The sequence below is a fragment of the Verrucomicrobiota bacterium genome (assembly GCA_019247695.1).
Lineage (GTDB): Bacteria > Verrucomicrobiota > Verrucomicrobiia > Chthoniobacterales > JAFAMB01 > JAFBAP01.
This window is the reverse complement of sequence record JAFBAP010000053.1, coordinates 23,774-44,611: the sequence shown is the minus strand read 5'-3', so window position 1 is coordinate 44,611 and position 20,838 is coordinate 23,774. Positions and strand designations below refer to the sequence as shown.

Sequence of the window (20,838 nt, the reverse complement as noted above, 5' to 3'; positions counted from 1 at the left end):
ACGTAAAGACTTGACTCATCGGTAATCGCTTTCTTGCCTTTCAAGGATTCTGAATGAACATCGTCTACTTTGACCTCGAAACCCAGCGAACCGCCAATGACGTGGGCGGATGGGATCGGAAACGCGACATGGGCATGTCGCTTGGGGTCACTTACAGTACGGGGCTCGAAGAGTACCGCATCTACGGCGAAGCGCGGGTGGATGAACTGGTACAACAACTCCTGAAAGCCGATTTGGTAGTCGGTTTCAACGTGATCAACTTCGATTATGAGGTGTTGATGGGTTATACGGTGCTCGACCTGCCGCACTACGTCCGGACGCTGGACCTGCTGGTTGATATCGAGCAGCGCATCGGCAGCAAGCCGAAACTGGACAACATCGCGCAAACCACGCTCGGCGTCGGCAAGACCGCTGACGGTATCGACGCCATCAAATGGTGGCGGGAACGCAGGATGCTCGAAATCGCCGAGTACTGCTGTTACGACGTCAAGGTGACCAAGCTCGTGCACGAGTACGGCAAACAGAACGGGGAACTGTTCTACACGGATAAATTCAGCCGAAAACAACGGGTCGAAGTCGCCTGGTAATCAATCGCAATCGCTCCCGCGTCGCCCCGGCTGCAACGAGGCGAGCGTTGAGGTTGAATGTCGGGTATCGCCCCCTAATTTGCCTCCTATGATCCAACCGTTGCGCACGACTCGAGAGGTCTGGAGTTTTGACTGGTTCGATTTGGACGTGCCGATCCAGTTCGGGTCGATGTTTGTCCTGCCGACCTGCCTGTACGTCGTGCACCGCTTCTCGGGCGTGCTGGTCGGCCACGAGTTCGTGCGCGAACTCGAACAGCGCCGGGCCGAGTTGTTTTTGCACCGGCTCTTCGAAGAGCGGGGGGTTCCGGACGAACTCCAGATCCCCGATTTTGAGGAATGGGACGAGGGCACCTGGCAACACCTGTCCCGGGAGTTTCACTGCCAGATCAACCTTGTCGATCGTGATCGGACCCATCATGGTGGGACCGAAGCCAAGGTCGAACTGCAGCTCAGCAAACTCGCGACGGGTTCGGCGGAGAACCTGCTCGAAACCCAAGGACCGGGTTCCGTGGCGCAGGGTTTGGTGCGAGCGGTCCGGCAGACCCGGAGCAAGGAAAAGAAGCGCGTTCTTCTGAAAAAGGCGCTGGAACTCGCCCCGAATTTGCCGGAAGCGCTGCTGGAGGCCGGCGACATCGAGTTGCAGGAAGGGCAGTTTGAGGTCGCAACCGAACATTTTGCGCAAGCGGCGGCGGCGGCGGAACCGCTCCACGTAAAGGACCAGCCGGGTCCTTACCTTAAAGCGTGCCACGGCCAAATGCTCGCAGCCTGGCAGCAGGGCGACCTTCAACACGCCATCGGCATCGGCGAGAATACCCTCGTCGAGAACCCGACGGATTACTCCGGCTTTCGCTTTCTGCTGCCCCTGCTTCACCTGGCAGCGGGCCAGCTGGAGCAAGCGCAGGAATATTTTGCCTGGTACCAGCAAACCTATCCCGCCGATCTGGAAGATCCCGGACTCATGTTCGGCTGGGCCTACACTTTGTTCGAGTCCGATGACGACAAAGAGGCCCTCAGGAAATATCGCCGGGGCCTGTTGCAAAACTTTTACCTCGCCCCCTTGCTGCTGGACTTGCCGGAACCATCGCCCGATTTGTGGCAACACAATGACCGGGGTGACGTCCAGTTCGCGCTGGATTTCCTGGATTCATTCGGCGGCATCTGGGAACAGAACCCGGCCGCAACCCGGTTCCTGCGGGAATGCTATATCGGGTCCCTGCCGCGGCTGGAGCAACTCTACGAGTTGCGTGCCAGGATGGCGGCTTTTCAGGATCATCGCTATGAGCCGGACCACCGCAAACTCTGGGACGCCCTCACGGCGGAGGAACAGCGCCTCATCGCAAGCTGGAAATGGTGACGGGTAAAGTTCGGAGTCCGGCGTTCGGCGTTCGGAGACGTCGTAGAACCGGGCTCAATCATTCTGCGGATCACAAAGGCAGAGCAGAGAGCGACCCACCAACCCGGAACTTGACACTCACACCCGATCCTCAGGATGCCACTCCGAACGCCGAACGCCGAACGCCGAACGCCGAACGCCGAGCTCCGATCGGCGCCCGGCGCTCGCCACTCGCCACTCGCCACTGCCTGTGCTAGGAGTCGCCATGCTTCGTTACATCACCGGGCTGCAGCCAAGCGGCGCCTTACACATCGGAAACTACTTCGGGGCGGTGCGTCCCGCGGTGGAACTGCAGGACCGGGGCGAAGCCTTTTACTTCATCGCCAGCTACCACGCCCTGACCAGCACCCAACACGGCCCGACGCTGCGCGAATACACGCATAATCTCGCGCTCGATTTGCTGGCGTGCGGGCTGGACCCGGCCAAGGCCTGCTTTTTCCGGCAGTCGGACGTCCCTGCCGTGGCGGAGCTGGCGTGGATTTTGAGCACGGTCACCCCGATGGGTCTGCTTGAACGCTGCACCTCTTATAAAGACAAGATTGCGCGCGGCTTACCGGCCTCACACGGTCTTTTCGCGTACCCGGTGCTGATGGCTGCAGACATCCTGATTTACCGGTCGGACGTCGTGCCGGTCGGCAAAGATCAAAAGCAGCACCTCGAGATTACGCGGGATCTTGCCATCAAGTTTAATGAGACTTACGGCGAAATTCTGCACCTGCCCGAACCCTACATCCGTGACGAGGTCGCCACGGTACCGGGGCTGGACGGCCAGAAGATGAGTAAGAGTTACGGTAATACCCTTGAAGTATTCGGGCCGGAAAAGGCACTCCGTAAAAAGGTGATGAGCGTCGTCACCGACTCGACCCCGGTGGAAGCGCCCAAAGATCCGTCCCGGTCAACCATTTACCAGCTCTACCGGTTGTTTGCGCCGCCCGATGAGGTGCAGCTCATGGAAAGACAATTCCGTGAGGGCGGGGTGGGCTACGGCGAATTCAAGAAACGCCTGTTTGAAAAGTTCTGGGAAACGTTCCGGCCCATGCGCGAACGCCGGGCCCGGCTGGAGGCCGACCCGGGTTACGTCGAGAGCGTTTTAGCGCAAGGGGCAACGCAAGCGCGAGCGGTAGCCGAGGAAACCATGCACAAAGTTCGTGCCGCCGTCGGCTTGTTTGATCCGTAACGGCGATGGAGACGAATAACGTTCTAAGCAGTTGCGGCCCACAAATATGGAAGCAGCAGGCAGACAGGTTATATGAATAACAGTGACGAATCACATCGGTCTGATGATGCCCTCGTTTCTGAGAAAATTCAGGTGGATCGGAAGGTGTTCTTCCTCGATTTGAAAGAAAATCAGCGGGGACGTTTCCTGAAGATCACGGAAGACGTAAGCGGTCGCAGAGACACGATCATGCTGCCGGCGAGCGGCCTGCAATCTTTCGTCGAAGCGCTGCACCGGATTGTAGAGTTCGAGCAGCAGCTTTAGCCCGGCACAAAGCAGGGCCGTCGTAAAAGCAATGCCTGTGTATCAGCCTGCCGGGCAGCATCGGACCGCGGCAGGCCGGACCCCTTAGGTGACGCTGCGCTTGCGCCCACTTGCCTTCGGGCTAATCTGCAACCTCGATGCCCAAAGACACCGACCTCCACAAAATATTGCTGATCGGATCGGGACCGATCGTTATCGGGCAAGGCTGCGAGTTCGACTATTCGGGCGTGCAGGCTTGCAAAGCGCTTAAGGAAGAAGGGTATGAGGTCGTCCTGGTCAACTCAAACCCTGCCACGATCATGACCGACCCGGAGTTTGCGGCTCGCACCTACATCGAACCGATCACGCCGGAAGTCGTTGAAAAAATCATCGAACGTGAAAAGCCGGACGCGTTGCTTCCCACGCTTGGCGGCCAGACCGCTCTCAACACCGCCATGGACCTCTTCCGAAGCGGCGCGCTCAAGAAGTACGGCGTACGTTTGATCGGCGCCAACGCCGAGGCGATCGATAAAGGGGAAAACCGGCAACTGTTCAAGGAGGCGATGCTGCGCATCGGTTTGGATGTGCCCAGGTCCGGTACGGCCCATAACCTTGACGAGGCGCGCCGGGTCGCGCTCGAGGTCGGCACGTTCCCCTTGATCATCCGGCCGGCCTTCACTTTAGGCGGCTCAGGCGGGGGCATCGCTTACAACCGCCAGGAGTTCGAGGAAATCGTCGCGCGCGGGCTCAGCTTATCGCCGGTCTCCGAGGTCCTCATCGAAGAATCGCTGCTCGGCTGGAAAGAATTCGAAATGGAGGTGATGCGCGACCGCGCGGACAACTGCGTCGTGATCTGCTCCATCGAGAACTTCGATGCGATGGGGGTTCACACCGGCGACTCCATTACGGTTGCTCCGGTCCAGACCCTGACCGACCGCGAGTACCAACTCATGCGTGACGCCTCTTTCGCAGTCATCCGGGAGATCGGCGTCGAGACGGGCGGTTCAAACATTCAGTTTGCTCTGAACCCGAAAAACGGGCGGATGGCCGTGATCGAAATGAACCCGCGAGTTTCGCGATCCTCGGCCCTGGCTTCCAAAGCCACGGGATTTCCCATCGCCAAGATCGCCGCCAAGTTAGCGGTCGGCTACACCCTCGACGAAATCCGCAACGACATCACCCGCGAGACCCCGGCGAGTTTCGAACCCGTGATCGATTACTGCGTGGTGAAAGTGCCGCGGTTCACCTTTGAGAAATTCCCACAGGCTGACCCGACCTTAACCACCCAGATGAAGAGCGTCGGCGAGGCCATGGCGATCGGGCGCACCTTCAAGGAAGCATTACAGAAAGCATTGCGCTCGCTTGAGATCGGTCGGGCCGGGTTAGGCGGAGACGGGAAAGATCGCGAACCTCGCCTGCCGGATGGTGCATGGGCCCTGGACGAGATCGAGCGCAAGCTGGTGAACCCGTCGTGGGATCGCATCTTTTACCTCCGGTACGGGATGCAGGCCGGCCTTTCGGTCGAGCGCCTGCACGAGATCACCGGCATCGATCCCTGGTTCCTTCAGAACATCCGGCAGATCGTGCAGGAAGAGGAAAACATCCGGCGCGGAGATTTTAACCTGCGCCACGCGAAGTTGTTTGGTTTTTCCGACCGCCAGATTGCGCACCTGACCGGACGCAGTGAGAACGAAGTCCGCCAGGAACGAATCGCAGCCGGCATCGTTCCCACTTACCGGCTTGTCGACACCTGCGCCGCCGAGTTTGAGGCCTACACGCCTTACTACTATTCCACGTACGGCGAAGAAAATGAGACGCGCACCGGGGACCGCAGGAAGGTCATGATTCTGGGTGGCGGCCCCAACCGGATCGGGCAGGGCATCGAGTTCGATTATTGCTGCGTGCATGCGGCCTTCGCCCTGAAGGAGGAAGGTTTTGAAACCATCATGGTGAACTCCAATCCGGAGACCGTGTCGACCGATTACGACACCAGCGATAAGCTGTATTTCGAGCCGCTGACCCTGGAAGACGTCCTTAATATCTACCAACAGGAGAAATGTTGGGCCGCGATCGTCCAGTTTGGCGGCCAGACGCCGTTGAATCTGGCGGCCGCATTACAGGCTAACGGCGTGAACATTATCGGCACCCAGCCGCGCAGCATCGAAATCGCTGAAGACCGGAAAGATTTCGCGGCCCTGTTGCAGCGCTTGCAACTCAACCAGCCCCCTAACGGCAGCGCCATCGACGCAGAGGAGGCCGTCGCGGTCGCCAGGAAAATCGGTTTCCCCGTTCTGGTGCGTCCTTCTTTCGTGCTGGGGGGACGGGCGATGGAAATTGTTTACCAGGAAGAAGACCTGCGCCGCTACATTCGTACGGCGGTCGAAGCCAGCCCGCAACGGCCGGTGCTCGTCGATCGTTTTCTCGAAGATGCCATCGAGGTTGACGTGGACTGTATCGCCGACGGCGAAACGGCCGTGATCGGGGCGGTGATGCAGCACATTGAACAAGCCGGGATCCACAGCGGCGACAGCGCTTGCGTGATTCCGGCTTTTTCACTCAGCCCGGCCATCCACGATGAAATCGTGCGCGCCACCAAAGCGATGGCCCATGCCTTGGAAGTACGCGGGCTGATGAACGTACAGTTCGCGATCAAGGAAGATGCGGTGTACGTGCTTGAAGTTAACCCGCGCGCGTCCCGCACCGTCCCGTTCGTCAGTAAAGCCATCGGCGTGCCCTTAGCAAAGCTCGCCGCCAAGGTGATGGCCGGAAAGACGCTTCGGGAACTCAGTTTCACCGAGGAATTGGTGCCCCCGCATTACTCGGTGAAGGAAGCCGTGTTTCCGTTTATCCGGTTTCCCGGCATCGACATCGCGCTTGGTCCGGAAATGAAATCGACCGGCGAAGTCATGGGCATCGACGGCGATCTCGGGTTGGCGTACGCCAAGTCGCAGATGGCGGCGCAGCCGCCTCTGCCCCGCAGCGGAAATATTTTTGTCAGCGTAAAGGATAGCGACAAAGCACCGATGCTAACCCTCGCCCGCGAACTGGTCGCACTCAGCTTCAAACTATACGCGACGAGCGGCACCGCACGGGCGCTGAGCAATGCCGGGTTGCCGGTTACTCGCCTGTTCAAGCTATCGGAGGGACGGCCTCACGTTCTCGACATGATCAAGAACGATGAAATCGATCTCATCATCAACACGCCAAGCGGCAAAGTGCCGCGCCAGGACGAGGTGCGCATCCGCAGCCTGGCGGTGGCACGCCGCATTCCGATCCTGACCACGGTCAGCGCCGTTGAGGCGAGTATCCGCGCCATTTACTCGGTCCAAAAGAAAGGTATCGGCGTGAAAGCGCTGCAGGAATACCACGACCACGCCCCACATGCATAGCATGACCGGTTATGGCCGCGGCCACTCGACGTGCGCCGGCGTCAAGCTTGCGGTCGAGATCCAATCGGTAAACAAGCGGCAGATCGATCTGGCCATCAATCTGCCTTCCGCCCTGGCGGCCTCGGAAGCTGACGTGCGCGCGGCGGTGACGCGGCGGGTGCACCGCGGACGGCTCACGGTCTCGGTCGTGGCCGACCCGGGCGCCGCCGGGCCGGTTGTGAAGATAAATGAGCCCTTGGCCCACGCGTATTTGAAGGCGTTTAAAGGTTTGCAGGCTTCACTTGGTTTAACCGGCGAAGTCAGCCTCGACACCCTGGTGCGGTTGCCGGGTGTGATCGAAGGGGCCAACGAAGCCCGAGTCAGTCCGGCGCTGAAAACCGCGCTGACCGGCGCAATCGAATCAGCGCTGGATCAGTTGATGGCCATGCGGGCGAAGGAAGGCGCTCACCTGCAGCGCGACTTGCTGAAACGCGCCCGGTTGGTGCACTCGATTTTAACCAAGGTCAAACGTTTGCGCCCGCAAGCAGTTGCGCGCTACCGGTCTAACCTCCGGGATCGCATCCAGAAACTGGAAATCCACGTGAACATGGACGACGAGCGCCTGGCTAAAGAGGTGGCGTTTTTTGCCGAGCGATCAGACTTTTCTGAAGAGGTGACGCGCCTGGAATCGCATCTCGACCAGTTCCAGGTGACCTGCCGGCAGCCGGATGCGATCGGACGCACCCTGGAATTCATCGGCCAGGAGATCGGACGCGAACTCAACACGCTGAGCGCAAAGGCGAACGACGTGGAGATTTCGCAGCTGGTCGTTCAGGCCAAGGCCGAACTCGACAAGATTCGCGAACAAATTCAAAATGTTGAGTAATTGCCGGTCACCCGTCCGGGCAGGGGTGAAAGGCCTGCTAAACGGGACCATGGACCGGATGGGCTGACCGGCGATCGGCCTGTCTCTGATGGATGATCTAACCATGAACGTGGTTCTTGGCGTTACCGCTTCCATTGCGGCTTACAAAGCGGCCGATCTGGCGAGCAAACTTACCAAACAGGGCTGCTCGGTTCACGTCGTCATGACCCGAGGGGCAACGCAGTTCATCACGCCGCTTACCCTGCAGACGCTTTCCCGCCATCCCGTGACGGTCGACATTTTCGACGAGAAAGCTGATTGGCATCCCGGTCACATCGAACTTGCCGATAATGCCGAACTGCTGCTCATCGCGCCGGCCACAGCGGACGTCATCGCCAAGCTTGCGCACGGTTTCGCGGACGACGCGCTGACCTCGATCGCGCTCGCCACGCGCGCGCCCCTGCTGATCGCACCGGCCATGAACGGCAAGATGTGGCTGCACCCGGCAACCGAGCAAAATGTCGCGACGCTCCGGAGCCGGGACGCACGCTTTATCGGCCCCGAAGAAGGTCTGCTCGCGTGCGGCTACGAAGGCATCGGACGCCTTTGGCCGGTGGATGATATCGTTGCCCAGGCGCTCAAGTACCGGAAACGCGTGCCCGGTTAGCAGCACGCACCCGGCACCTGTTTTCGCACGAGCGCATGCCTCCGGCCCGCCGCGAACCCGCGCGACCGGCGGCCCTTTCGACGTTGCGTCCCGGCCGTTGCGGGTCCCACCCACGCCGCCCCATACTCATCGACACGGCTCAAGCGCGTGAAAAAAATAGGAGGAGAGATCATCTCTCCTCCTATCCCAAAAGAGTACGCGTACAACCGGTTTAAGATTTGGCGGCGGGCTTTTTCTTCGCGGCGGTTGCGGGCGCAGCAGCTTTCTTCGCGACTTTCTTGGCCGGAGCCTTCTTTGCATTCGAACTCGTAGTCTTGCTGGTCGCGGGAGACGCCGCGGTTTTCTTCGCCGGGGCTTTCTTTGCGGGCATCAGTTATCCCCCCTTTCCGTCCGCAGTAGCGGAGAGTTGACACTCATTACAAAAATGTTGACTAACCGACTCCGTTTCTATCGTCAACCAGAAAATGTAGTGAAGTTATATTTTTGCCTAACGCGAATTTCGTGAGGTAGGGACAAAACGCGCGTCAGCTATTGCGGTTTCGATGCGAATGCACCCGGCGGTTTCACAAAATCAAAAAGGCTGGGGGCGGCGGGTTGAACCGGACGGGATGCATCGCTCGTTTGTTTCTGCCGGGTGATCTTTCGCACCTCTTTGCTTTTCTCGCCGCGATCCCGCGCTATGCATAGGGACGCTATGAATGATTTCTTGAAAGCAGCGACCGAGGCTGCCCGGCAAGCCGGCGACCTCATCCGCACGCACTTCGGCAAGCAGCTGGTCGTCAATGCGGAAGAAGCGCACGATATCAAACTTGAACTGGATGAACGCTCGCAGGATCTCATCACTCAATCCCTGCTAAGCCGGTTCCCGACGCATTCCGTGCTGGGTGAAGAAGGCTCTTCCGCGGCCACGGGCAGCGACCATGAGTGGGTCATCGATCCGATTGACGGGACCGTGAATTTCTTTTACGGCATCCCGCACTTCTGCATCTCGATCGCGTTGCGAGAAAAGTCGAAAATCCTGGTCGGCGTCATTTATGATCCGATGCGGGATGAACTCTGGCAGGCGACGTGCGAAAGCGACACGCTTCTGAATGGCCGGGTCGTGACGGTGAGCAATCACGGCGATGTAAGCCAGTCGATCGTGTCGGTCGGGTTTTCCAAAACCGGCCTGGGCATCGAAGCGGGCCTGCAGACATTCAAGACGCTGATCCTGCGAGCGCGCAAATGCCGCATGATGGGCAGTGCGGCGCTCGACCTCGCTTACGTGGCGTGCGGCCGTTACGATGCCTACATCGAACGAAGCGTGAACTGGTGGGATGTGGCGGCGGGGGTTCTGCTGGTCGAGCGGGCGGGCGGCAGGATCGCCATCGAGCCGAGCAAGGTCCACGACGGCAAGCTGGCGGTCGTCGCCACCAACGGAAAGATCAGTCTGCCGGAGGTAGAGTGATATGCGCGTCGGTTTCGGTTACGACATCCACCGGCTTGTGACCGGAAGAAAGCTGGTGCTCGGCGGGGTGGAGATCCCGCATCCGCGCGGCCTGGAAGGCCATTCTGATGCGGATGTGCTGAGCCATGCGATCGCGGACGCTTTGCTGGGCGCAATCGGCGAGCGCGACATCGGTTATCATTTTCCCAACACGGACGCTGCGATCAAAGGGATGGATAGCCAGGAAATCCTGCAACGCGTGCAGGCGATCCTTGCCGCAAAACGTTTTGCCATCGTCAACATCGACTCCACCATCGTGGCGGAAGAACCGAAGATCGGGCCGCACCTGTCAACGATGCGGGCGCGGCTGGCGCGAACGCTGTATTTGCCGGCGGACGCTATCGGCATCAAGGCAACGACCAACGAAGGCCTGGGTGCCCTCGGCCGCGGCGAAGGCATCGCCGCCTTTGCGGTGGCCGGCGTTGAACGGGTCGAACCGAGCGTGTCGCCCGATGCGCCGCGACACGTGGCGTGACATGACACGGCAAAGATCGGTTGGAGTTGCGCGTTTGCGAAATCTGGCTCTTGTTTCACGTCCTAATTACCGGCCGGCCCGGCCCGTAAATGGAGGGCGACCTGAGGACAGGGCATAAACCAACATCGCTATGGCGATCCAGTTGTATAACACTTACACGCGCGAACTCGAGACCTTCAATCCGCTTGATCCGGCCGGTAAGGTCGTAAAGATCTACACGTGCGGGCCGACCGTCTATTCCTTCGCGCACATCGGCAATTTTCGCGCTTACCTCTTTGAGGACCTGCTGCAGCGCCACCTGGAGGCGCGCGGCTTTCGGGTGCACCGCGTGATGAACCTGACCGACGTCGACGATAAGACCATCCGCAACAGCCGCGAGGCCGGCGTGCCGCTTCACGAATTCACCAAAAAATACATCGACGCCTTTTTTGTCGATTGCGAGGTGCTCCGGATCAAACGGGCTGACGATTACCCGGCAGCAACCGCGCCGGAAAATATTCAGCGCATGATCGAGATGATCCAGGTGCTCATGGACAAGGACATCGCCTATCAGGCTGAAGACCGCTCAATCTATTTCCGGATCAATCGGGATCCGGACTACGGCAAACTGGCGCACCTGAACCTCGACGAACTCAGGCCTTCCGGACGCATTCAGCAGGACGACTATGACAAGGAGTCAATCGGCGACTTCGCTCTCTGGAAAGCATGGGACGAAAAAGACGGCGACGTCTGGTGGGAAAGCCCTTGGGGACGTGGCCGGCCCGGCTGGCACATCGAGTGCAGCGCGATGGCGACGCGCCTGCTTGGTGCTGAACTCGACATCCATTGCGGCGGCGTCGACAACATCTTTCCCCATCACGAAGCCGAGATCGCGCAGTCCGAGTGCTGCACCGGTAAGCGGTTTGTCCGGTACTGGCTGCACTGCGCGCACTTGCTGGTTGAAGGCCAGAAAATGTCGAAGTCGCTCGGTAACTTTTATACGTTGCGCGACCTGCTGAACCAGGGTTTCACCGGCCGCCAGGTTCGTTATGCCCTGCTGCGGGTAAATTATCGGTTGCCGCTTAATTTCACGCAGGACAGCCTCGTCGAAGCGCGCCAATCCCTTTTGCGGATCGACGAATGGCGCCAGCGCCTGGCCGATCTGGCCGGCTCGGCCGGTCCGGATCCTCGCTACGCGCCGGATAGCGCCGAACGTTTCCTGGCCGCGCTGGACGATGACCTAAACATTTCGGCGGCGCTGGCGGAATTGTTCGAACAGATCCGTGCCACCAATCGGGCCATCGACCAGAAAGAGTTAGGTCCGGCACAGGCCGCGGCACTCCTTCGTGAATGGGAAACGATGAACCAGGTCCTGCAGTTGCAGGACGACGACGCCCAGATCGCACCCGAAGTCCAGACCCTGCTGGATGCACGCGCAGCCGCGCGGCGCGCAAAAAACTGGCCTGAAAGCGACGCGCTGCGGGACAAGATCGCAAGCCTCGGCTGGATGGTCAAAGACACGAAAGAAGGCCAGAAACTCACCCGCGTGTCCGGCGCCACCTAAGGGGTGCGAACCGTGCAGCCCGACCATCAACTCCTGCCGGTGCGGGTTGCACGTTACAATCCGCCAGCTACCGGCTACCATACGCTCCATGTTCTCTGTTACGGATTATCTGGACCTTAATCAGATCGAACACCGGACGCTGTTCGATAACAGCACGCAAATCTGGGATGCCCTCAAACAAATCGGCAGTTACCTGCAGTTCCGCCTCAGGCCGGGCATGCACGGACGCCTGTTGGGCCAACCTTACGTCGGTCCGGCAGTGTTCGTCGGTGAAGGCACGGTGATTGAAAACGGCGCGACGTTGAAGGGGCCGGCCTGGATCGGCAACAACTGCGAGATCCGGAGCGGCTGTTACGTCCGTGAAAACGTTATCGTCGGAGATAACGTGGTTATGGGAAACTCATGCGAATTCAAAAACTGCATCGTGTTCAACGCGGCCCAGATCCCGCATTTCAGTTACGTGGGTGACTCCATCCTGGGCTATAAAGCGCACCTCGGTGCAGGCGTAATCCTCTCGAACGTGAAGCTGGACGGGACGGAAATTTTTGTTCGAGCCGGTTCACAGGTGATCGCCACCGGGCTGCGAAAGTTTGGCGCCATCATCGGCGATCGCACCGAGATCGGCTCCAATGCCGTCATCAATCCCGGATCGATTCTGGGCCGCGACAGCATGGTCTATCCGCTCAGCCGTTTCAGCGGCGTCCTGCCGGGCAACACGATTCTGAAGAGTCGCCAGGAGGTGCAGCCGATACCCCGGGCCTAACGTCACACGGCGGGCACAGCGAAAAGGCGGGCACAACGACAGAGTTCACACGGCGAGCCACGGCGAACACGGCGGAAAGACAAAATTACCCGGCACCTCGGCAAGGATTACGCCGTCTTTGGCCCGGGGCGGCGAGATTAATGCTCACTAAAGTCCCCGGTTACTGCCAACCGCCGCCCCGGGCCAAAGACGGCATAGGTTCCCGGCGTGCCTAACCGGCGGCCCTCATTTATGGCATTTGTCTTCCCGCCGTGGTCGCCGTGGCTCGCCGTGTTCGCCGTGTGAACTCTGTCGTTGTGCCCGCCAGTTCGCTGCGGCCGCCGTGTGACCGTGTGAACTTTTACGTCGTGCCCGCTTTCTCTCGCTGCGGCCGCCGTGTGGTGATGAGGCGCCGGTAATGGGCATCAATCACCGACACCTGTCGATCAAGGGAGAACCGGCCGGCTAACGATCGGTGCGCCTCGTCGGTCATCCGGCGGAGTCGCGGTGCGTCCTGCAAAAGCGCATCCAAGTCTTGTGCCCATCGTTCGGGGGTTGCCTCCGGCTCAAGCAACAACGTTTCGCAAAAAAGTTTTCGGCGTTCCGCATTCACGGCCATCGTTGCGGTCGGGACCCGCTGCGCAAACGCCTCCAGCAAAACCATCGGCACGTCTTCCAGATCTGACGTCAGGACAAAGGCGTCCACGTTGGCAAACAGCCCGTCCAAGGCCGGCACCGCGCCGGGCCACACCACGCGTTCATCCAGACCAAGCCGCTTTGCCATGGCGTGCAGTCGCGCTGCGGCCGGTCCGTCGCCGGCGAGGACGAACCGGTACCGGTCATCGATGGTCGACAGCGCCTGCGCCAGGGCCAGAAAGCGGTCGAACCGTTTCCAGCCGACCAGACGTCCGGCTGCTCCTATCCACCGGAAATCGGCGCGGGCCCCACGCCGCTCGCCGCGGTTTACGCCGGACCGGCTCGATCGAGGGGCGACGGGCGACGCGGCGAACCCGTTTGGCAGCAACGCCAGCCGCGCTGGCTCGAGGCCCTCGTCTTCCACCAACCGTTGTATGATGGATGAGGAGATCACAAAATTAACGTCGGCAAAACGGGCGCTCCAGGCGTCCATCCGTCGCCAGGGAAAGCGAAACCGGAACGCATCGAAGCAGTGGTCATGGCCGACCACGACCGGAACGCCCAGCAGGCGTGCGAGCGGTCTGCCCAACCAGTTTGAGGCATACAGATGGCAGTGGACTATATCGAAAGCACCGCTGAGCAGCAGGGCCGGCAACGTCACCGCGTACAACGGGAGGATTCGGTAAGGGGAGAGCGCCGTGACGTGGATCCCGGCCTGGCAGGCACGTTTGAGAAAAACCGTGCGCCGGTTGGCATGAAACGTCGCGAGGGTAAAATCATAGGCGTCCTGATCGAAGCGCGGCAGGCACTCCAGTAACAACGTCTGGGCACCCCCGAGGTCCAGGCTGTCGATCAAATGCAGAACGCGGATTTTACGCTTCATCATGCGCCTGCCGAAGCCGGTTCCAGGTACGGAGACGCCGGTAGACGGCGAGCGTCCCGAGGCGTGCCAACGTCACGGCCGTCAGCGGCTCCCGGGCGACGCTCCGCATCGCGGTCGTCACGGCGGTAGGCAACGCACCATTGACGGCATGGATCATGACCTCGTTCGCAAGCGATTCACGGCGCCATTGTTTGAAGTGCGCGGCGTCCGCGGGCGCCAACCGGCCTGCCGAAAGGTAGTGCCGTGCGATCTCCAGCCCATCCTGCATCCCTTGCAGGAGCGAAGCATTTCCCGCGTTCATCGTAAGTGAACCTGCGTGCCAACGATAACGGTAAAGCAGGCGCGTGACCGGCGCGTCAGGCAGACCGCGAAGCGCCGCCCGGATCAGAAAATCGCGGTCGGCCGCAATCGGGTACCGCAGGTCAAAAAGCCCGATCTGCTCGAAAACTTTGCGACGGAAAAAACGCGCGTTGATTAACGGGTGCCCTACCGTCACATTTTTCAGTGAAAGCTGGTAGTGCCGCGGGTTCAGGTACCGGTGCATGACCACTTCACGTCCCGCCGCGGTCGTCCGGAAAATTTCGCAACCTCCGGAGACCAGCATGGTACCGACGGTGCTGCCGAGGAGCCCGGCCGCCAAATGAAACGCCCCGGGGGTCAGGATGTCATCAGAATTCAGCAGCACCACGACATCCCCGCTCGCACGGCAGAGGCCCTTGTTCATGCCGTCGTACACCCCGCGGTCCGGCTCTGACACCACTTTCAGGTGGGGATAGCGTCCGAGCACCTCCAGGGTGCCGTCGTTCGATCCGGCGTCAATGATCCAATGTTCGAAATCCGCATAACCTTGGGCAAGGACGCTGTCGACGGCCTCGGCGATGTAATCGCGCCGGTTATAACACGGCGTGATGACCGAAAATTTCACCCTCCGTTACGCGCTGCGCGTCAGGAACTGATCATCCCCGTTTGACGGGCGTAGTTGAAGAGACCCCCGGCCTCAATCACCGGCCGCACGTCGCCCATGGGTTTGAGGACGTAAGTCTGGCCGCCGAACTCGAACGTATCGGAGTCAAGATCGAGCGTGGCGATGTCGCCGGTTTTGATTTTATCCACCAAACGTTCCCGCGCTTCAAAAGGGTAGAGCTCACCCGTAGCCACCGCGTTTCGGAAAAAGATCCGGGCGTAAGACTCCGCCACGACCAGTTCCACTCCGGCCGCACCCATGGCGATCGGGGCGTGCTCGCGGGAACTGCCGCAGCCGAAATTTTTACCGGCAACTACGATTTTATAATGCGTTTTTGCCGTGCCTTCCTCGATGAACGGAGTCGGGTAAAGTTCCTCGGGTAATCCCGCCATCGCATACGAACCCAGTTTTTCGTACTCCTCCGGGATGGTAGGAACGAGGGTAAGGTAATGGGCGGGTATGATCTGATCGGTATCAATGTTATCGCCCAGCACAAAAACCGGGCTGATGATCACGTTCGGCATAGAAAGAACTAAGGCGAAGGTTCAGGAGTGGGAGAGGATGCCGATCCGGCAGCCTCGGACGTTGCCGGCGAAGGTGCCGGGTTGTTAGTAGCCTCGGCAGCCGCAGGTGTGGCGGCGTGCGTCGCTTTGTTGGTGTTCCCCGCCGCCGGAGGAGCGTCAATGCGGTAGCGCGCCACGATCGCGCTGTCGCCGTTTGTCTCCGGATGGGACGAACCGGCACCGGCTGCGCCTCCGACCGGAAGCGTATCCTGCCCCGATGCCCTCGCATTGAGGGCGTCGATCCGGTTAACGGCCGACGCCGGCCCGCCGGCCGGCAATGGCGGCATTGCGTCACTGGCGGCAACCGCCGGAAGGACGGGCGGCGCGCCCAGATCCTCGGAGGCAACCCAGCCGAGCAGCCCGGACTCCGTTTGCACCAGGGTGTAACCGAACTGCGTGCGCACGACCCGCACCAGCGTGTCCTTGGGCAGCAGCGTATCGGGTATCGCCATTTGCCGAGGACCCGAACGGTACAGAGGAACGTCGCCGCGTCTGGTGGCCCTGAAATCGTCACCTAACGCCGGGCCGGCCGCGGCGGCAGCCGCCTTCAGCGGATCAGGCGGCCGGCGGTGAACACAACCAAATCCGGCCAAACCCAACAACAGGACGCCGAGGAAAAGCCATTTCAACATCGGCGTCCACAACATGTTCAATTCAGAAACTCGCGCGGATCGGTAACGTGCCCGGTCAGCGCCGAAGCGGCCACCGTATACGGGCTGGCCAGAAACACCTTCGATTCCTTGCTGCCCATACGGCCCGGGAAATTCCGGTTGGTGGCGCTGATGCAGGTCAGAGGCGCATTCAGCCGGCCGAAGGTATCAGACGGGCCACCCAGACAGGCAGCGCAGGAGGCGTTCTCCGTCATCATAACACCTGCATCGACCAATACATCCCAGACTGAAGCCGAATCCATCCGGAGCGTCTTCAACTCGTGGACCACATCCGAGGTAGCCGGCACCCCGAACGTGTCGATCTTGACGTGCCTGCCCCGCACCACTTCGGCGAACGCCACGAAATCGCTCGTCTTTCCGCCGGTGCAGGAGCCGATGTAAGCCCGGTCCAACCGGACTTGACCCAGTTCTTTCGCCAGGGCGCGATTACCCGGATTCGGGTGCATCGCCACCGTGGGCTCCAGCTTGGACAGGTCGTAAACCTTGTCGAAGATAAACTTCTGGTCACGGTCAAGCTCCGCCGGGTCATAATCCGCTTTGGTGCCGTTGGCACGAAGCCGCTCGTTGACGTAGGCAAAGGTTTTCTCGTCTGCCGGAAAGATGCCGTTTTTACCTCCGGCTTCGATGGCCATATTCGCAATCGTCATCCGGTCATCCATGGTCAACGCCGATGCGCCGGGTCCTTCCCATTGCATCGCCCGGTAAGTGGCCCCGTCAAAACCGATGTCGCCGATCACGTTAAGAATCACATCCTTGGCCATCACGCCCGGCGGCAACTCGCCTTCCAGGTAGAAGCGCATCGTGTCGGGCACCTTGACGAGCAGCTTGCCCGTGCCAAGGATGAAACCCGCGTCGGTGTTGCCGATACCGGTCGCAAATTCGCCGAACGCCCCGGCCATGCAGGTATGTGAGTCGGTGCCGAACAGCACTTCACCGGGCCGGGCATGGCCTAACCGCGGCAGCGCCGTGTGGCAAACGCCTTGGTAACGCGAACCGTACTGGCGCCGGACCTGGCCCCGCGCAGGATCAAACTTCCACTGGCCGTTCGGGTCATCGATGACGTCGTAAAAATAGGGTAGTCCCTGTTGCTTGGCGAACTCCCGAAGGATGTCCACGTTGCGGTTGGAAAGCCGGTCCGCGGTAAAGATGTAGTGATCCGGAATAATGACGATCTTTTTGGGATCCCAAACCTTGGCGTTCTTTCCGAACTCGCGCTGAAAGACACCGATGCTGCCCGGACCGCAAACATCGTGGGTAAGAAGGATATCGACGTTAACCCAAATGTTATCGCCTGCCTCAACGCGATCCTTCCCGCTTGCACGTGCTAAAATCTTCTCCGTCAGAGTCATCGCAGCAGGCAATGTTCGACGGGCGGGGCATCAAATCAAGTGCGAATTGGGCGCGCGTGCCCGCAGAACCGCCTGCGGCCTTGGTTTAGAACGGCCTGCGACCTTTGTTTTGAGGAATTCATGCGACGCTCGGTCCCTCCTTCACCATCACCGTCAGGGCCTCGCGCAATACTCGAAAACGGACGGGTGTGGTGCCGATCGGCAGGCCGTCGACATGGACGAACAAGGCCCGTCGGGCATTCACCTCGAACGATTCCACCTCGAAGATCTCCATCTTCGGATGGAAATGGTAACGGCCGCGGCTGATCGACCAGAGGTGGGTGGCAAGCTCCCGTTTGCTGAAGTCTCGAAATACCCCAATGGTAAAGAGCCCGTCATCAAGCTTGGCGGTAGGGCAGATGGCGAAATTCGTGCCATAGTAAGGGCCGTTCGCAACCGCCAGGAACGAACACCTTAACCGGATGCGGTTACGGCTTTTTGAGCGAAACCGGCGGCGCCGGTGGCGCACGGGCGACAAGCCGCGGCGCGAGGATTGGTAAGCTTCGCTCACAGACCGGTCAAAACGTAACAAAACCGCCGCCTGGCGGTACCTCAAAGCCAGGCGGATAGCTCGAAAGATCATGGTGAACCGGCCTTGCTTGACCAGTTCCCCAATCGGAAAAAGTTCCGCGTCAACCCCCACCCCGGCGGCTTCGAAAAAGAAATGTTTCTCATTGGCCAGGCCGACATCGATCTTGCGAGGGTGCCCGCGCTCGAGAATCTCGCAGGCGCGATCGATTTCACGCGGAATACCGAGGCTCAGGGCAAGGTTGTTGAAGGTGCCAAGCGGCAGGATGCCGAGCGCCACCCCGGTGTTTACCATCCCGGAGGCAACCTCCCGGATGGTACCGTCACCGCCCGCCACCACCACCAACTCCGCGCCTCCCTCGGCCGCAGCTCTGGCTTCCGCCACCAGCTTCGACGCCGGCGTAACTTCATGCACCTCAAGCGAGTCCGTCAGCGCACGAAGCCGCCCTTCCACCAGGGCCCGGTTTTCCGGTCCGACGTTGCCGCTTGCTGGATTCACGAAAAAACTGATTCGTGCGTAATGCTGCGTATCCATACTCTGGCCGGATTGGCCGTGAAACCATCGAAGCCTTCCCCGCCAGGGTCAACAACGGCGAGGACCTAAGGGTTGACCGGTTGACCATGACCCGGCGCCGCGTCGTGACGGCGTTGAGGGCCTGCCTTGCCTTATCAGCCTCAGCCTCGCCGCTGCTGAGCCTGGACCTGAAAAGAATTATTGATGACGTCCAGAATTCGCTGGCCCGGAATGACGCGGTCCGTTGCGTAATCCAGGTTGCCGTCCGGGCCGATAATGGCGATGCCAAAGTCGCCCACCTGGTATTCGTCTGCGATTGACTCGGGATCCGGCAACACGATAAACGGCACGTCCGAGCGGGTAATCACCCCCGTCTCTTTCGTAAAGGCTACAAAAAACACGGCGTTACGCGCCGCCAGAAGCCGATACTGACGGGTGATCTGCTTGACTTGCCGGGCGAAATCCTTTGCCGCCGGGCCGGTTGCAAAAACCAGGACCACCGGTTGCCCCCGGAGGTCGCGCAGGCGACGGACCTTACCCGCCACGCTGCTCCAGGCGAATTCCGGGGCGGGCCGGACGACGCTGCTGGGGGGAACCTGCCTGGCCGGTCCCGGGGCCGGCCGTGGCGCGGCGAAAATTACGGGGCCAACGATCAAAGCGGCTGCAATGACCGCGCAGGGGACCAGTTTCATACCTTCATAATGTCGACTTCCTTCGTTTCCAGGTGAGAGTCGATCTGCTTGACGTACTTGTCGGTCAGTTCTTGAATTTCCTGCTCAAGGTGACGCCGGTCGTCCTCAGTGATCTTTCCATCTTTCTCCAGCTTCTTCACCTGGTCGATGGCGCCTCGCCGGCTGCCGCGGACCCGAACCCGGGCCTCTTCCGCCATGTGGCGGGCAGCTTTGACCAGATCCTTCCGGCGCTCCTCGGAAAGCTCCGGAATTCGCAGGCGAATAAGTTTACCTTCAACGGCCGGGTTGATGCCCAGCTTCGATTCGCTGATCGCCTTTTCGATGTCGCGCGTGACGCTCGCATCAAACGGCTGGATCACAAGCAGGCGTGGTTCCGGCGTGGTGATCAGCGCCAACTGTTTCAGCTTCATCGTCGTGCCATAAGCAGACACGTCAAGGTTCTCCACCAACCCCGGTGAGGCCTTCCCCGTCCGCAAGGAAGCGAATTCGTGAAGCAGGTACTCCGTGCTCTTTTCCATCGCTTCCTCCGTGTCCAACAAAATATCGTCTCCAGTCATAACTGCTGCCTCCACAAACTTGTCTCAAGGGTACCTGCACGCCGAATGGCTCGTCAACGGGCCACCGCACGTTCGGAGCGTTTCCGATCCGATCCCTTCGGGCGCTTATTCCGAGGTTACCAGGGTCCCAACTTTTTCGCCGCAAACCACGCGCCTGATATTATGGGGCACGGCCATGTCGAACACAATGATCGGCACCCGGTTGTCCATGCAAAGGCTGAACGCGGTGGAATCCATGACCTTGAGCCGTTTGGTGAGCGCTTCGCTGTAGGTAACCCACTCGTAGCGCTGGGCATTGGGATTCAGCTTCGGATCGCTGTCGTAGATTCCGTCGACTTTGGTCGCCTTGAGGATCACCTCAGCCCGAATCTCGCTGGCCCGCAACGCCGCCGTGGTATCGGTTGAGAAGAACGGGTTGCCGGTGCCGGCGCCGAAGATGACCACGCGCCCCAATTCGAGGTGGCGGATGGCCCGCCGCAGGATAAAGGGTTCGGCGACGTTAGCCATTTCAATCGCCGTTTGCAGCCGCGTGACGACCCCGAGTTGTTCGAGGGCGCTCTGGAGCGCCATGCCGTTGATCACGGTAGCCAGCATCCCCATGTAGTCGGCGGTGGTGCGGTCCATCCCGCGATGACTCGCGGCAAGGCCGCGCCAGATGTTGCCGCCCCCGATCACGACGGCCACTTCAACACCGAGATCGCGCACTTCCTGTATCTGACGAGCGATGTCGCTGACGATGGCAGGGGAAATCGTCTCGTGACTGCCCGGTTCTCGAAGGGCTTCTCCGCTTACTTTCAAAACAATCCGGCGGTATTTAGGCTGCCCGGGAGCCGTTTTGAGATTGGACATGAAAAAAT

General features: G+C 60.2%; 20 protein-coding genes. 11 read left to right on the top strand and 9 right to left on the bottom strand.

Annotated elements, in window-relative coordinates; genetic code table 11:
- Window positions 1-53 precede the first annotated feature (53 nt).
- The 11 genes from JO015_05730 (at window position 54) to JO015_05680 (ending at window position 12,606) form a co-directional block, all read left to right on the top strand.
- Window positions 54-587, top strand: a complete 534-nt coding sequence (locus tag JO015_05730) for a ribonuclease H-like domain-containing protein (protein MBV9998598.1) — start codon at window positions 54-56, stop codon at window positions 585-587.
- Window positions 588-675: 88 nt separating this feature from the next.
- Window positions 676-1,941 carry a hypothetical protein gene (locus JO015_05725; GenBank protein ID MBV9998597.1) on the top strand — a complete coding sequence of 422 codons (1,266 nt, stop codon included), beginning with the start codon at window positions 676-678 and terminating at the stop codon, window positions 1,939-1,941.
- A gap of 244 nt (window positions 1,942-2,185) precedes the next feature.
- The gene (trpS, locus tag JO015_05720) at window positions 2,186-3,157 is read left to right on the top strand and encodes a tryptophan--tRNA ligase (protein MBV9998596.1); all 972 of its coding nucleotides are present in this window, start codon (window positions 2,186-2,188) and stop codon (window positions 3,155-3,157) included.
- A 72-nt stretch (window positions 3,158-3,229) separates the two neighbouring features.
- On the top strand, window positions 3,230-3,460 hold the full coding sequence (locus tag JO015_05715) for a PUR family DNA/RNA-binding protein (GenBank protein MBV9998595.1): 231 nt from the start codon (window positions 3,230-3,232) through the stop codon (window positions 3,458-3,460).
- A 137-nt stretch (window positions 3,461-3,597) separates the two neighbouring features.
- Entirely contained in the window at window positions 3,598-6,828 is a 3,231-nt protein-coding gene (gene carB / locus JO015_05710; GenBank protein MBV9998594.1) for a carbamoyl-phosphate synthase large subunit, read from the top strand.
- Entirely contained in the window at window positions 6,821-7,693 is an 873-nt protein-coding gene (locus tag JO015_05705) for a YicC family protein (protein MBV9998593.1), read from the top strand. The genes carB and JO015_05705 overlap by 8 nt, the downstream gene beginning before the upstream one ends.
- Window positions 7,694-7,796: 103 nt before the next feature.
- On the top strand, window positions 7,797-8,339 hold the full coding sequence (locus JO015_05700) for a phosphopantothenoylcysteine decarboxylase (protein MBV9998592.1): 543 nt from the start codon (window positions 7,797-7,799) through the stop codon (window positions 8,337-8,339).
- Between the two features lie 679 nt (window positions 8,340-9,018).
- Complete coding sequence (locus JO015_05695; protein MBV9998591.1) at window positions 9,019-9,786, top strand: inositol monophosphatase; 768 nt, start codon at window positions 9,019-9,021, stop codon at window positions 9,784-9,786.
- A 1-nt stretch (window position 9,787) separates the two neighbouring features.
- A complete protein-coding gene (locus tag JO015_05690) occupies window positions 9,788-10,300 on the top strand; it encodes a 2-C-methyl-D-erythritol 2,4-cyclodiphosphate synthase (protein ID MBV9998590.1) in 513 nt (170 codons plus the stop codon).
- Between the two features lie 130 nt (window positions 10,301-10,430).
- On the top strand, window positions 10,431-11,843 hold the full coding sequence (locus tag JO015_05685) for a cysteine--tRNA ligase (protein ID MBV9998589.1): 1,413 nt from the start codon (window positions 10,431-10,433) through the stop codon (window positions 11,841-11,843).
- A gap of 88 nt (window positions 11,844-11,931) precedes the next feature.
- Complete coding sequence (locus JO015_05680; GenBank protein ID MBV9998588.1) at window positions 11,932-12,606, top strand: UDP-N-acetylglucosamine diphosphorylase; 675 nt, start codon at window positions 11,932-11,934, stop codon at window positions 12,604-12,606.
- Between the two features lie 340 nt (window positions 12,607-12,946).
- On the opposite strand, the gene JO015_05675 is transcribed toward JO015_05680, so the two are convergent.
- The 9 genes from JO015_05675 to JO015_05635 form a co-directional block, all read right to left on the bottom strand.
- Window positions 12,947-14,107: a glycosyltransferase gene (locus tag JO015_05675; protein MBV9998587.1), complete on the bottom strand. Its 1,161-nt coding sequence runs from the start codon at window positions 14,105-14,107 to the stop codon at window positions 12,947-12,949.
- Window positions 14,094-15,029 carry a glycosyltransferase gene (locus tag JO015_05670; protein ID MBV9998586.1) on the bottom strand — a complete coding sequence of 312 codons (936 nt, stop codon included), beginning with the start codon at window positions 15,027-15,029 and terminating at the stop codon, window positions 14,094-14,096. Before JO015_05670 ends, JO015_05675 begins: the two co-directional genes overlap by 14 nt.
- Before the next feature lie 20 nt (window positions 15,030-15,049).
- The gene (locus JO015_05665; GenBank protein ID MBV9998585.1) at window positions 15,050-15,592 is read right to left on the bottom strand and encodes a 3-isopropylmalate dehydratase; all 543 of its coding nucleotides are present in this window, start codon (window positions 15,590-15,592) and stop codon (window positions 15,050-15,052) included.
- An 8-nt stretch (window positions 15,593-15,600) separates the two neighbouring features.
- On the bottom strand, window positions 15,601-16,278 hold the full coding sequence (locus JO015_05660) for a hypothetical protein (protein MBV9998584.1): 678 nt from the start codon (window positions 16,276-16,278) through the stop codon (window positions 15,601-15,603).
- Between the two features lie 2 nt (window positions 16,279-16,280).
- A complete protein-coding gene (locus JO015_05655) occupies window positions 16,281-17,651 on the bottom strand; it encodes a 3-isopropylmalate dehydratase (GenBank protein ID MBV9998583.1) in 1,371 nt (456 codons plus the stop codon).
- A 118-nt stretch (window positions 17,652-17,769) separates the two neighbouring features.
- On the bottom strand, window positions 17,770-18,717 hold the full coding sequence (locus tag JO015_05650) for a diacylglycerol kinase family lipid kinase (GenBank protein MBV9998582.1): 948 nt from the start codon (window positions 18,715-18,717) through the stop codon (window positions 17,770-17,772).
- Window positions 18,718-18,893: 176 nt separating this feature from the next.
- Window positions 18,894-19,424 carry a redoxin domain-containing protein gene (locus tag JO015_05645; GenBank protein MBV9998581.1) on the bottom strand — a complete coding sequence of 177 codons (531 nt, stop codon included), beginning with the start codon at window positions 19,422-19,424 and terminating at the stop codon, window positions 18,894-18,896.
- Window positions 19,421-19,981, bottom strand: a complete 561-nt coding sequence (gene frr / locus JO015_05640) for a ribosome recycling factor (protein ID MBV9998580.1) — start codon at window positions 19,979-19,981, stop codon at window positions 19,421-19,423. The genes JO015_05645 and frr overlap by 4 nt, the downstream gene beginning before the upstream one ends.
- Before the next feature lie 105 nt (window positions 19,982-20,086).
- Entirely contained in the window at window positions 20,087-20,830 is a 744-nt protein-coding gene (locus JO015_05635) for a UMP kinase (protein ID MBV9998579.1), read from the bottom strand.
- Window positions 20,831-20,838 lie beyond the last annotated feature (8 nt).

Coding starts and splice junctions, on each gene's coding strand:
- carB (MBV9998594.1), top strand. CDS start 3,598: ATGCCCAAAGACACCGACCTCCACAAAATATTGCTGATCGGATCGGGA.
- frr (MBV9998580.1), bottom strand. CDS start 19,981: ATGACTGGAGACGATATTTTGTTGGACACGGAGGAAGCGATGGAAAAG.
- JO015_05715 (MBV9998595.1), top strand. CDS start 3,230: ATGAATAACAGTGACGAATCACATCGGTCTGATGATGCCCTCGTTTCT.
- JO015_05675 (MBV9998587.1), bottom strand. CDS start 14,107: ATGATGAAGCGTAAAATCCGCGTTCTGCATTTGATCGACAGCCTGGAC.
- JO015_05635 (MBV9998579.1), bottom strand. CDS start 20,830: ATGTCCAATCTCAAAACGGCTCCCGGGCAGCCTAAATACCGCCGGATT.
- JO015_05695 (MBV9998591.1), top strand. CDS start 9,019: ATGCATAGGGACGCTATGAATGATTTCTTGAAAGCAGCGACCGAGGCT.
- JO015_05700 (MBV9998592.1), top strand. CDS start 7,797: ATGAACGTGGTTCTTGGCGTTACCGCTTCCATTGCGGCTTACAAAGCG.
- JO015_05725 (MBV9998597.1), top strand. CDS start 676: ATGATCCAACCGTTGCGCACGACTCGAGAGGTCTGGAGTTTTGACTGG.
- JO015_05705 (MBV9998593.1), top strand. CDS start 6,821: ATGCATAGCATGACCGGTTATGGCCGCGGCCACTCGACGTGCGCCGGC.
- JO015_05665 (MBV9998585.1), bottom strand. CDS start 15,592: ATGCCGAACGTGATCATCAGCCCGGTTTTTGTGCTGGGCGATAACATT.
- JO015_05685 (MBV9998589.1), top strand. CDS start 10,431: ATGGCGATCCAGTTGTATAACACTTACACGCGCGAACTCGAGACCTTC.
- JO015_05690 (MBV9998590.1), top strand. CDS start 9,788: ATGCGCGTCGGTTTCGGTTACGACATCCACCGGCTTGTGACCGGAAGA.
- JO015_05730 (MBV9998598.1), top strand. CDS start 54: ATGAACATCGTCTACTTTGACCTCGAAACCCAGCGAACCGCCAATGAC.
- JO015_05655 (MBV9998583.1), bottom strand. CDS start 17,651: ATGACTCTGACGGAGAAGATTTTAGCACGTGCAAGCGGGAAGGATCGC.
- JO015_05645 (MBV9998581.1), bottom strand. CDS start 19,424: ATGAAACTGGTCCCCTGCGCGGTCATTGCAGCCGCTTTGATCGTTGGC.
- trpS (MBV9998596.1), top strand. CDS start 2,186: ATGCTTCGTTACATCACCGGGCTGCAGCCAAGCGGCGCCTTACACATC.
- JO015_05680 (MBV9998588.1), top strand. CDS start 11,932: ATGTTCTCTGTTACGGATTATCTGGACCTTAATCAGATCGAACACCGG.
- JO015_05660 (MBV9998584.1), bottom strand. CDS start 16,278: ATGTTGTGGACGCCGATGTTGAAATGGCTTTTCCTCGGCGTCCTGTTG.